The sequence below is a fragment of the Nocardioides sp. genome, assembly GCF_036274455.1.
In the GTDB taxonomy this organism is placed as follows: domain Bacteria; phylum Actinomycetota; class Actinomycetes; order Propionibacteriales; family Nocardioidaceae; genus Nocardioides.
On the sequence record NZ_DASUFR010000124.1, the window covers coordinates 1 to 12842 of the forward strand.

Annotated in this window: 6 protein-coding genes; 4 read left to right on the forward strand and 2 right to left on the reverse strand. The window is 71.9% G+C overall.

Features of this window, described 5'->3' with window-relative positions:
- The 4 genes from VFV89_RS11725 to VFV89_RS11740 all read left to right on the forward strand — a co-directional run.
- A partial coding sequence (locus VFV89_RS11725) for a DNA-directed RNA polymerase subunit beta' (protein ID WP_329706121.1) occupies positions 1-3813 on the forward strand: 3813 nt, incomplete at its 5' end.
- 129 nt (positions 3814-3942) lie between these two features.
- Entirely contained in the window at positions 3943-4923 is a 981-nt protein-coding gene (locus VFV89_RS11730; RefSeq protein WP_329706122.1) for a calcium/sodium antiporter, read from the forward strand.
- Positions 4924-4966: 43 nt separating this feature from the next.
- Positions 4967-6154 carry a hypothetical protein gene (locus VFV89_RS11735; protein ID WP_329706123.1) on the forward strand — a complete coding sequence of 396 codons (1188 nt, stop codon included), beginning with the start codon at positions 4967-4969 and terminating at the stop codon, positions 6152-6154.
- Positions 6151-7734: an FAD-binding oxidoreductase gene (locus tag VFV89_RS11740; protein WP_329706124.1), complete on the forward strand. Its 1584-nt coding sequence runs from the start codon at positions 6151-6153 to the stop codon at positions 7732-7734. The genes VFV89_RS11735 and VFV89_RS11740 overlap by 4 nt, the downstream gene beginning before the upstream one ends.
- A 9-nt stretch (positions 7735-7743) precedes the next feature.
- Here VFV89_RS11740 and VFV89_RS11745 read toward each other — a convergent pair whose 3' ends face one another.
- Both VFV89_RS11745 and VFV89_RS11750 read right to left on the reverse strand, forming a co-directional pair.
- Positions 7744-9834 carry an ABC transporter permease gene (locus tag VFV89_RS11745; protein ID WP_329706125.1) on the reverse strand — a complete coding sequence of 697 codons (2091 nt, stop codon included), beginning with the start codon at positions 9832-9834 and terminating at the stop codon, positions 7744-7746.
- Entirely contained in the window at positions 9831-12692 is a 2862-nt protein-coding gene (locus VFV89_RS11750) for an MMPL family transporter (RefSeq protein ID WP_329706126.1), read from the reverse strand. The genes VFV89_RS11745 and VFV89_RS11750 overlap by 4 nt, the downstream gene beginning before the upstream one ends.
- Positions 12693-12842 lie beyond the last annotated feature (150 nt).

Here is a 12842-nt window from a genome sequence, read left to right on the forward strand (position 1 = left end):
GAGGTCAAGAAGCCGGAGACCATCAACTACCGCACGCTCAAGCCCGAGCGTGACGGCCTCTTCTGCGAGAAGATCTTCGGTCCCACCCGGGACTGGGAGTGCTACTGCGGCAAGTACAAGCGGGTGCGCTTCAAGGGCATCATCTGCGAGCGCTGCGGTGTCGAGGTCACTCGCTCCAAGGTCCGCCGCGAGCGGATGGGCCACATCGAGCTGGCCGCCCCGGTCACCCACATCTGGTACTTCAAGGGTGTCCCGAGCCGGCTCGGCTACCTGCTCGACCTCGCCCCGAAGGACCTCGAGAAGGTCATCTACTTCGCGGCGTACATGATCACCTCCGTCGACGAGGACGCCCGGCACAAGGACCTCGCCTCGCTCGAGAACAAGGTCGGCCTGGAGCGGGAGCGGCTCGAGAAGCGCCGCGACCAGTCCATCGAGGACCGCACCAAGAAGCTCGAGGAGGACCTCGCGGCCCTCGAGGCCGAGGGGGCCAAGGCCGACCAGCGCCGCAAGGTCAAGGACGGCGCCGAGCGGGAGATGAAGCAGCTGCGCGACCGCGCGCAGCGCGAGATCGACCGCCTCGAGGAGGTCTGGAGCACCTTCAAGGCGCTCAAGGTCCAGGACCTCATGGGCGACGAGATGCTCTACCGGGAGATGAAGAACTGGTTCGGCAAGTACTTCGAGGGCCACATGGGCGCCACGGCGATCCAGAAGCGGCTCGAGGACTTCGACATCGCCGCCGAGGTGGAGTCGCTGCGCGAGACCATCGCCACCGGCAAGGGCCAGAAGAAGGTCCGGGCGCTCAAGCGGCTCAAGGTCGTCGACGCGTTCCGCAAGACCGGCAACCAGCCGCAGGGCATGGTGCTCGACGCCGTCCCGGTGATCCCGCCGGACCTGCGCCCGATGGTGCAGCTCGACGGTGGCCGGTTCGCGACCTCGGACCTCAACGACCTCTACCGCCGCGTGATCAACCGCAACAACCGGCTCAAGAGGCTGCTCGACCTCGGCGCGCCCGAGATCATCGTCAACAACGAGAAGCGGATGCTCCAGGAGGCCGTCGACTCGCTGTTCGACAACGGCCGCCGCGGGCGTCCGGTCACCGGACCGGGCAACCGGCCGCTGAAGTCGCTCTCGGACATGCTCAAGGGCAAGCAGGGCCGGTTCCGCCAGAACCTCCTCGGCAAGCGCGTCGACTACTCCGGCCGCTCGGTGATCGTGTCGGGTCCGCAGCTCAAGCTGCACCAGTGCGGCCTGCCCAAGATGATGGCGCTGGAGCTGTTCAAGCCCTTCGTCATGAAGCGGCTGGTCGACCTCTCCCACGCCCAGAACATCAAGTCCGCCAAGCGGATGGTGGAGCGGGCGACGTCCGGGCTCTCGCGCTACGCGATGGTCTGGGACGTGCTCGAAGAGGTGATCATGGAGCACCCGGTGCTGCTCAACCGCGCACCGACCCTGCACCGTCTCGGCATCCAGGCCTTCGAGCCGCAGCTGATCGAGGGCAAGGCCATCCAGATCCACCCGCTCGTCTGCGGCGCGTTCAACGCCGACTTCGACGGTGACCAGATGGCCGTGCACCTGCCGCTCTCCGCGGAGGCGCAGGCCGAGGCCCGGATCCTGATGCTGTCGACCAACAACATCCTCAAGCCGTCCGACGGCCGTCCGGTGACCATGCCCTCGCAGGACATGATCATCGGCCTGTTCTGGCTCACCGCCGAGCGCGACGGTGAGAAGGGCGAGGGCCGGGCGTTCAGCTCGCCGGCCGAGGCCATCATGGCCTTCGACCGCGGCGAGGTCACCCTGCAGAGCAAGGTGAAGATCCGCCACACCGACGTGGTGCCGCCCCTCGGCTTCGACGGCGACTGGGAGGAGGGCCAGCCCCTCACCCTGGAGACCACCCTGGGCCGGTCGCTGTTCAACGACACCCTGCCCGCCGACTACCCCTACGTGAACTACGAAGTGGGCAAGAAGGCGCTGGGCGCGATCGTCAACGACCTGGCCGAGCGCTACACCAAGCTCGAGGTGGCCGCCTCGCTCGACGCCCTCAAGGACGCCGGCTTCTACTGGGCCACCCGGTCCGGTGTCACGGTCTCGATCGAGGACGTCGTCACCCCGGACTCGAAGGCCGAGATCCTCGCGGGCTTCGAGAAGCAGGCCGCGAACATCCAGAAGCAGTTCGAGCGCGGCCTGATCACCGACGACGAGCGGCGCCAGGAGCTGATCGAGATCTGGACCGACGCGTCCAGCAAGGTCGGCGACGCGATGGAGGAGAACTTCGACCGGTCCAACCCCATCTTCATGATGGTCGACTCGGGTGCCTCCGGAAACATGAACCAGATCCGGCAGGTCGCCGCGATGCGTGGCCTGGTGGCCAACCCGAAGGGCGAGATCATCCCCCGCCCGATCAAGTCGAACTTCCGTGAGGGCCTCACGGTGGTCGAGTACTTCATCGCGACCCACGGTGCCCGCAAGGGTCTGGCCGACACCGCGCTGCGGACGGCCGACTCGGGTTACCTGACCCGACGCCTCGTGGACGTCTCCCAGGACGTCATCATCCGCGAGGACGACTGCGGCACCGAGCGTGGCCTGGTCAAGCGGATCGGGGTCAAGCGCGAGGACGGCACCGTCCGCAAGGACGACAACGTCGAGACCTCTGCCTACGCCCGGACCGCGGCCGTGGACGTCACCCACCCGACCACCGGCGAGGTGCTGGTGTCGGCGGGCGAGGACCTCGGCGACGTCCGGATCGGCGAGCTCGTGGCCGCCGGCGTCGAGGAGGTGACGGTCCGCTCCGTGCTCACCTGCGACGCCAAGACCGGCACCTGCGCCAAGTGCTACGGGCGCTCGCTGGCCACCGGCAAGCTGGTCGACATCGGTGAGGCCGTGGGCATCATCGCGGCCCAGTCGATCGGCGAGCCCGGCACCCAGCTGACGATGCGCACCTTCCACACCGGTGGTGTGGCCTCGGCCGACGACATCACGCAGGGTCTGCCCCGCGTGGTGGAGCTGTTCGAGGCGCGCTCACCCAAGGGTGTCTCGCCGATCAGCGAGGTCGCCGGCCGGGTCGAGATCGAGGAGACCGACAAGGCGCGCGTCGTGCGGGTGACCCCCGACGACGGCTCCGACGTCCAGGAGTACCCCGTCAGCCGGCGCTCGCGCCTGCGGGTCGCCGACGGCGACCACATCGAGGTCGGGGACCAGCTGGTCGTCGGGACACCGGACCCCAAGGAGGTCCTGCGCATCCTCGGTGTCCGCAAGACCCAGCAGCACCTCGTCGACGAGGTGCAGGCCGTCTACCGGTCGCAGGGTGTCGCGATCCACGACAAGCACATCGAGATCATCGTGCGGCAGATGCTGCGCCGGATCACGGTGCTCGAGTCGGGGGACACCCGGATGCTGCCGTCCGACCTGCAGGACCGGGTCTCCTTCGAGGAGGAGAACCGGCGCGTGGTCTCCGAGGGCGGCAAGCCGGCCTCGGGTCGCCCGGAGCTCATGGGTATCACCAAGGCCTCGCTCGCGACCGAGTCGTGGCTGTCCGCGGCCTCCTTCCAGGAGACCACCCGCGTCCTCACCGACGCGGCGATCCACGGACGCTCCGACGCGCTGCGCGGCCTGAAGGAGAACGTCATCATCGGCAAGCTGATCCCGGCGGGCACCGGCCTCGAGCGGTACCGCAACATCCGGGTGGAGCCCACCGAGGAGGCCCGCGCCGCGGCGTACTCCGTGACCGGCTACGACTCCTACGACTACGAGTTCGCCGGCTCCGGCGGCCAGGCGGTCGCCCTGGAGGACTTCGACTTCGGGTCCTACCAGAACTGAGCACGACGGTCGGCCCCCAGCAGCCAACGGCTGCTGGGGGCCGTGCCGTCTCCTCAGCCCCCACGCGCCGACCTGGCGGTGCCGGCGGCGGTGGCCGTTGCCGCGCCCGGTGGGGCACGATGACGGCCGATGAGCGCCGTCGCAGTCCTGTCCTTCGTAGCAGGTCTGGCCCTTCTGGTCCTCGGCGCGGACGGCGTCGTGCGGGGCGGCTCCCGGCTCGCGGCCCGGCTCGGAGTGGGCCCGCTGGTGATCGGCATGACCGTCGTCTCGCTGGGAACGAGCCTGCCGGAGCTCGCGATCGGGCTCAGCGCCGTCCGCGACGGCAACGGAGAGCTGGCGGTCGGCAACATCGTAGGGACCAACCTGGTCAACACCCTGCTGGTCCTGGGCATCGCCGCCCTGCTCGTCCCGATCCGGTTCGAGTCGCGCACCTTGCGCGTCGACCTGCCGGCGGCCGCGCTCGCATCGGTGCTGCTCTTCGTCCTGGCGCGGGACGGATCGTTGTCCCTCGTGGACGGCGTGGCGCTGACGGCCTACGGGCTCGGCTACTTCGGATCGGTCATCGTCACCACTCGTGGAGCAGACCGGCCCGGACCGGACCAGCTGTCCACGGGGCACGAGGACGAGGGCGGAGGAAGTGGGCCTCCTGGACGGGTCGCCCCGACGGTCGCCGTCCTCGTGGCGGGCCTCGTCGGCGTCCTGGTCGGAGCCGAGCTGCTGGTCGACGGGGCCACGACGATCGCCCTGGACCTGGGGATGTCCGATGCCCTGGTCGGCCTGACCATCGTCGCCGTCGGGACCTCTGCGCCGGAGCTGGTCACGACCGTCGTCTCCACGGTCCGGGGGGACCGCGCGATCGCGATCGGGAACCTGATGGGCTCCAACGTCTTCAACATCGCGCTCGTGCTCGGCCCCACGGTGCTCGCATCCCCCACCGAGCTGTCGGTGCCCGACGAGGTGCTCGCCGGGGACCTGGTGCTGATGGTCGGCGCCGCCCTGGCCTGCGTGCCGGCGTTCTGGACCAGGCGCACGCTGAGCCGGATCGAGGGCGGGCTCTTCGTCGGGGCCTACCTGGCCTACATCGTCACCCTGGTCGTCGCGCACGTCTGACCGCGAGCCGGGACCGGGTCCAGGTGGTGGGAACATGCCTCGCATGGGACCACGCGCCGGCGCCGCGTCGCGGCGCCTGCTGAGGGCCGTGGCCGGGGCGCTGGTCCTCGTGGGCGCTGGCTGCGGCTCGGCCGGCACCTCGGACAAGGAGCCCGCCGCTGCCACGGCCGCGCGGCTCGAACCCGACTGCCCGACCGCGACGACGTCCCCGAAGATCACCGCCGACCTGGTCAACAAGGTCGTGTCGTCCTCGGACCTGCCCGCCTGGCAGGCCGGCGACATCGGTGCCAGCGCCCGGCTGAGCGACGGGCGGCTCGTGTGGGTCTTCGGCGACACCGTCCGCACCGGTGACTTCTCGCCGCGCATCGTGGCCAACTCGATGCTCGTCTCCTCGGGAAGCTGTGTCTCGCAGCTCCGGGTGCGCGGCAACGGCCCGGTCATCCCGGACGTGTCGAACGACGTCGTCCGGTGGCCGATGTCGGTCGTGGTGCTCCCGCCGGTGGGCCCCGCCGCCGGCACCGGGGTGCAGGACGTGCTCGTCGTCCTCTGCGCGCGCACCCAGCGCGGTGGGAGTGGTGGCGACCTCGACTTCACCTTCCTCGGGACCTCGGCAGCCGTGTTCACCGTGGCCGCCGACGGGGTGCCCGAGCTGCAGGAGGTCATCGAGATCACCCCCGACGACACCGCCACCGACCAGGTGAACTGGGGTGCGGCGGCGACGGTGCACGGGAAGTGGTACTACGTCTACGGCACCCGGCTGCCGGACCAGCAGGGCGTCTTCGGCCGCGAGCTGTACGCCGCCCGGGTGCCGGTCGACGACCCGGGCAACCGGGACAAGTGGCGGTTCTGGGACGGCTCGCGATGGCAGCCGGCGATCGGGTCCGCGGCGCTCACGCTGCCGGCCGTGGGCGGGGTGTCACAGACCCTGTCGGTGAGCGTGGTCGACGGCGTCTTCGTCGCCGTCTCGAAGCGCGACGGCGACCTCGGCGACCTCGTCTACTCCTGGACCTCGACCACACCGGCCGGTCCGTGGACCCCGCACCAGGGCGTCTCCGCCCCGTCCGGCGTCGACAGCGGGAACCTGCAGTACGCACCGCTCGCGCACCCCGAGGTCCCGCTCACCGACGGCAAGCTGCTGGTCTCCATCTCGCGCAACACCACGGACCTCCAGCAGCTGATGGACGACCCGGAGGTCGGCCGTCCGCTGTTCGTGGAGGTCGCCCGGCCATGACGGCGCCCGAGCCCAGGCCCACCCGGCGCGGCGTCCTGGTGGCCGCCGCTCTCGGTGGCCTCGCGGCGTGCTCCTCCGGCGGCGGCGCCGAGCCGGAGCCACCCTCGCCCGGCTCCCCGGCGGGGTCGGCCAGCGTCCCGAGCGGCTCCCCGTCCGGCTCCCCATCCGGCGCGGCGCCGACCCGGGCCGACTGGGCGCAGCTGGGCCGGTCGGTCCAAGGCAGCCTGGTGCTGCCGTCGGACCCGGGCTACGACCAGGTCCGCCTGCTCGAGAACCCGCGGTACGACGGCGAGAAGCCGCTCGCGGTGCTCTCGGTGCACTCACCCCAGGACGTCGCGGCCGGGCTGGCCTTCGCCCACGACCACGCGGTGCCGGTGGCCATCAGGTCCGGTGGCCACGGCTATCCGGGCTGGTCCGCGGGCGGCTCGCCGCCGGCCCTGGTCATCGACTGCCGGCCGCTGAGCGAGGTGCACCTCGACGGAGCCACCGCCACCATCGGCTCGGGGGCCGCCCTGGCGAGCGTCTACGACACGCTCGGGAGCCGGGGCCGGGCGATCGCCGCCGGGTCCTGCGCGACGGTCGGCATCGCCGGGCTCACGCTGGGCGGGGGAGTGGGCGTGCTGACCCGGGCGTTCGGCCTGACCTGCGACGCGGTGACGTCGATGCAGGTGGTCACCGCCGACGGCTCGGTCCGCACGGTCAGCACGCAAGAGGAGCCGGACCTGTTCTGGGCGCTGCGCGGCGGCGGTGGCGGACACCTCGGCGTGGTCACGTCGTTCGCGCTCGAGACGTCGGCGGCGCCCACGCTCCAGACCGTCTACCTCCAGTGGCCGGTCTCGGCGGCGCCGCAGGTGATCGAGGCCTGGCAGTCGTGGGCGCCGGGCGCGGACGACAGGCTGTGGTCGACGCTCAAGGCGCTCGGTGGCAGCAAGCACGCCGGTGGCGCGATCCTGCAGCTCTCCGGCACCTGGACCGGCCCCGCGAGCGCCTTCGACCAGCAGCTGGCGGCGCTGCTCGACCACGTCCCCACGCCGACCACCCGGTCGACGCACAGCCACAGCTATCGCGACGCGATGATGTCCTATGCCGGCTGCGCCTCGATCCCCGTCGCCCAGTGCACGACCGGGCCGGGCGGGTCGCTGACCCGGGAGGCCTTCGCGGCCACGTCACACGTCGCCTACGACCCGCTGACCTCCGCGGGCATCGACGACCTGCTCTCGCAGGTCGACGCCGCGCAGTCCTCCGGGCTCCAGGAGGCCGGCATCTCGATCGACGCCCTCGGCGGCAAGGTCCGCGACATCGACCCGGACGGCACCGCCTTCGTGCACCGCTCGGCGCTGGCGACCGTCCAGTACACCGCGACCTTCCCGCCCGGCACCGCCGGCCACGCCGACGACTACGTCCACGGCTTCCGCGCCGCGATGGTGCCGCACTGGGGCAACCACGCCTACGTCAACTATGCCGACGCGACCATCTCCGACTACCAGGACGCCTACTTCGGCGCCAATGCCGCCAGGCTCGCGCAGGTCCGGTCGACCTACGACCCCGACGGGTTCTTCACCCAGCCGCAGGACTTCTGAGCCGCGGCCTCACCCCGGGCTGAGCAGGGCCCGGCTCGGCACCACGGGATCCTGGAGCCGCCGTCGTTTCACCGCGGAGACCATCACGAACGCGGCGACCAGCGACCAAACCCCGAGCACGACCACGACGGCGACGTACGACGCCACGTGGCCGCCCGAGACCAGTTGGCTCGCGCCCTTGACGAACGCGGTCAGCGGCAGCATCCCGTTGAGGGTGCGCAGCACGCCCGGCGCGGTCTCCAGGGGGATCACGTTGCCGGAGGCCGCCAGCTGCAGGATCAGGAACAGCACGAACAGCACCACGCCGACCCGGCCCCACTTCAGCACCATCGCCAGGGCCAGCAGGCAGAACGCCGCAGCTGCCAGGGCCACCAGCAGGACAAGCGGCACGATCGCCGCGGCGCTCGGGTGGAAGAGCAGCAGCGCGGCCACCACCGCGACCGCGTTGAGGACCGCGAAGCCCAGCACCGGGAACGAGTGGACCATCGTCAGCGCGCGCGAGCCGACCGGGGCCATCGCGTTGCGGGTGATCGGGGAGAGGTCGAGGGTCAGCGCCGCGACCAGGGCCGCGAGCCAGAGGATCAGCCCGAGGATCATCGCGATCAGCCACCCGTTCCCGTGCGCGGTGTGCTGGACCTTGTGGGTCAGCAGGACGGGCTCGCTGACCACGCTGCTCAGGGCCTTCTGCAGCTCGTCGCTGTAGGTCGGGCTCTGGGCGGCCGCCTGGGCCAGGCCGCTGCTCAGCTGCTGGGCGCCGTCGTCGGCCTGGCCGGCGCTCGAGGCCAGGCTGGCGCTGCCCGCCGCGAGTGACCTCCCGGCCCTGGCTGCCCCCTCCGTGCCGCTCGCGAGCTCACCGGCCGCGCGGTCGAGCCGGGCCGCGCCGCGGCTGAGGGAGGTGGCCCCGCCCTGCAGGTCGTTCGCCGCGCTGCTCAGCCTGCCGCCGGCGGCGCTGAGCGCCCGCGCGGATCCGGCGAGCTCGTCGCTCCCGCGCGCGAGCCGACCGGCGCCTGTGGCCAGTCCGGAGGCACCGTCGGACACCCGGCCCGCGCCCCGGTCCAGCCGCGCAGCCGCCGATGCCAGGGTGCCGGTGTGGTCGGCGGCGCGGGCCAGCTCCCGGCAGAAAGCGTCCGAGCCGCCGGCCCCCGCGCACTGGGCGGCCAGCCGGGCCACCTCGTGCGAGAGCAGCCGGGAGCCGCCGGCGATGACGCGCGCCCCAGCCTTGACCGCGCGCGCGCCATCGGACAGCTCGCGGGAGCGGGCAGCCAGCGTCTCGCTGTCGCGGGCCAGCGTGCGGGCGCCGTTCGCGAGCCGCACCTGCCCGTCGTGGAGCCGCCGGGTGCCCGAGGCCAGCCCGATCGCGCCGTCGGCGAGCTGCGCGGCGCCGCTGCGGACCGAGCCGGCGCCGTCGTCGAGCTGGCGGGCACCCGAGGCCAGCTCGTCGAGCCCCTCGGACAGCTGGCCGGCGCCGTCGTCGAGCTGGTCGGCCCCGGCGGCGAGCTGCTCGGTGCCGTCCGCGAGCTGCGCGGCCCCGCTGGCGGACTGCTGGTTGCCCTGCGCGAGGGAGTTGAACCCGTCATAGACCTTGCCGAGGTAGGAGACGGTCACCTGGTTGCCCAGGGCCGTCGCCGCGGCGGACGCCACCTGCTCGCTGAGATAGGGGATCGTCGTGCTCGCCGCGGCGTTGCTGACCAGCGTCACCTTGCCCTGCACGGGCTGGTCGGTGCCGCTGGAGAGGATCGCGCTGGAGAAGTCCGACGGGATGGTCAGCACGGCGTAGAAGGAACCGTTCTGGAGCCCCGCGGTGGCGTCGTCCTCGTCGCTGAGGACCCACTTGAGGTTCTCGCTCGGGGTCGCCGGGTGGGTCAGGGCGGCGGTGAGCGAGCGGCCGGCGGCCATGGGCTGGGGGCTGGTGATGATCGTGTCGTTGTTGACGATCGCGACGGGCACCTTGTCGATGTGGTCCTCGCGGCCGGTGGCCGACCAGATCAGCAGGGACGCCGCGACGAGCGGCAGCAGTACGCCGGCCAGGACGACTCGCCGCCAGTGCGGCCCTTGGCCCTTCCGGTCCCCGGGGAGCTCTCCGGTCACCTGGTCACTCATCGTGTGGTCCTCACTGATCCGTCGACGTCGGGAACAGGGGCCTGGTCGGCCGTTGATCGATGGCTCGCAGGCACGAGCATGGGTTCGGTGCTCCCCGACACCACCAGCACGGTGGCCCCCCGGTCCGCCAGAGTTCGGGCGAGCAGCTCCGCGGACCCGCGGTCGACGTCGGGCAGCCCCTCGAGGCCGCTGAGGACGAAGACGTCGACCTCCTGGGTGAGGCCGAGCCCCGCCTCGACCACGGCAGAGGCGATGGCGCCGCCTGCGCCGCGCGGGGTCACCACCGAGGCGAGCTCGCGGACCTGCTGCTGCGCCCGGGCGGCCAGCTCGTCACGACGGCGACGCGACAGGCTGAGCATCCGGACCCGGTCGCGGACCCGGTCCTCGACCGACCCCTCGGACCGGTCCAGCGCCGCCAGGTCCAGCAGCGCGGTGCGCTGGATGACCGCCTCGCGCTGCTCGGGGAGCAGCAGCCCGTCGACGACCAGCTCGCCCCCGGCGGCCGGGCGGCGACCGGCCAGCACGCGGGCGATGGCCGTCGGGTCCGCCCCGGCCGGGACCGCGACGTGACCGACCTCGCCGGCCCGGGCGGCCACCTCCACCACCGGACCGCCCGGCTCCGCGGCGATCTCCCTCGCCAGCAGCATGATCCCGTCGTGGGTCGCCCGGAAGTCGTCGTAGGCGACCTTCCGATGGAGTGCGGCCCCTTCGACGTCGACCTCGGGCAGTCCGCGGGCCAGCCCGCCGGGCAGCCACCATGCGCGGCGGCGCAGGAGCATCAGGACGGCCGGCACCAGGGTCATCCGCACGATGAACGCGTCGACGAAGACCCCCACCGCCAGGCCGAGCGCGATCTGCTTGATCGTCGCGGTGCCGGCAGGCACGAAGGCGATGAAGACGGAGGTCATGATGAGTGCGGCGGCCGTCACCACTCGGGCCGAGGCCCGGAAGCCGTCGTGCACGGCCTCGTGCGGGTCGCCGGAGAGCACGAAGTGCTCGCGCATGGCGGAGACCAGGAACATCTCGTAGTCCATCGCCAGGCCGAACAGCACGCCCATCACGAAGATCGGCAAGAAGCTGACGATCGGTCCCTCCGCCAGCCCCGGCACCACGCTGTCGGCCCAGCCCCACTGGAAGATCGCCACGACCGCACCCAGCGCGGCGCCGACCGAGAGCAGGTAGCCGAGGGTCGCCTTCAGCGGGACGGCGACGGACCGGAAGACGACCATCAGCAGGACCAGCGAGAGCCCGATGACGATGGACCCGAAGGGCAGCAGCGCCGCGCCGAGCCGGTCGGAGGCGTCGATGTTCGCGGCGGTCTGGCCGGTCACCATGATGTCGCTGACGCCGTACTCCTTCTCCAGCGCTGGCGCCTGGGTGCGCAGCTCGGTCACCAGGTCGGCCGTCGCCGGATCGGTCTGGCCGCCCTCGGGGATCACCTGGACCAGCGCGGTGTCGCCGCCCTGGTCCGGCGTCGACTGGGGCACCGCGACCACGCCGGGGACCTTGCGGATCGCGTCGGCGAGGTCGCTGACCGTGTCCTGGGGCGAGGTGCTGGTGATGATGTCGGCGACCACGGCGAGCGGGGCGTTGTAGCCCTCGCCGAACGCCCGGGTGATGTCGTCGTACGTCGTCCGCGCGGGTGTGCCCTCGGGAGCCGTGCTGTTGTCGGGAAGGGCGAGCCGCAGGTCGAGAGCCGGGACCGCGGCCAGCCCGAGCAGGACCACGACCGCGACCACGGTGAGGACCGGGACCTTCGTGACCGTGCGCACCCACCGCACCGCCACGCCGTGCGGTGCCGTGGGCGCGCTCGCCGGCCGGGCGGTCTTCTTGCGGCTTCGCGGCCGGCGCGGCTTCCTCGGGCGCGGCCGCAGCCGCTCGCCGAGCAGCAGCGCGATCGCGGGGAGGAGCGTGAGGGCGACCGACACCGCCACGGCCACCGCGAACGCCGCGCCGGCGCCCATCACGGTGAGCACCGGGATCCCGGCTACCGCCAGACCGCCCAGGGCGATGATCACCGTGGTCCCCGCGAACACCACGGCGCTCCCGGCCGTGGCCAGGGCGCGGCTCATGGACTCGACCACGTCGAGCCCCTCGGCGAGCTGGGCCCGGTGGCGGGACAGGATGAACAGCGCGTAGTCGATGCCGACCGCCAGCCCCAGCATCTCCGCGAGCGTCGGGGCCGTGCTCGAGACGGTGATCCCGTGCGAGGTGACCATCACCGACGTGATCGTCACGGCCACGCCGACCAGCGAGGTGAGGATCGGCATCCCGGCGGGGATCAGCGCGCGGAAGGTCGCGACCAGGATGAAGAAGGAGACGAGCAGCCCCAGCAGCTCGGGCACCTTGCTCGGGTCGGAGGTGTACTTGTAGGCGTCGCCCCCGATCGAGGTGGTCACCGGCGCGGACGCCTTCGGCGTGCCGGCCTCCTGGACCTCGTCGAGGGTCTCGTCGGAGGGCACCTTGTCGGCGAACTGGATCTGGGTGAGGGTCGCGGTGGCGCTCTTGTTGAGCGTCGGGGTGGTCGCGCTCAGGGGGTTGTTGAGCGAGACGCCGTCGACCTTGTCGATGGCCTTGACCAGGGAGGCGACCTCGGCGGCGTTGTCCTGGTCCGTGATCTTCCCCTTCTTGGCCTCGAACAGGATCTGCCCGGCCGCCCCGGTCAGCCCGAACCGCTCGCCGAGCAGGTCCTGACCCTCCTGCGACTGCGTGCCCGGGATCGAGAACGAGTCGTCGTACCGATCACCCAGCGTGGCTGCCGCCCCGCCGATGGCGACGAGGACCAGGAACCAGAGAGCCACAACCATTCCGCGGTGCCTGGCGATGGCTCGGCCCAGGGCGTAGAGGAGAATGGACATCCTGCTGAATCCTCCTCAGCCAGACGAGCCGAGTTATCGTCCGGCCAGCTGAGCCCCGTCACGGTGTGGGCCGACATCGTGGCACAGCAGCGGCCGCACGCGGGTCGCCGGAATTGGCGATCTGGGACGCGGTCGGACTGTCCGGCGTGG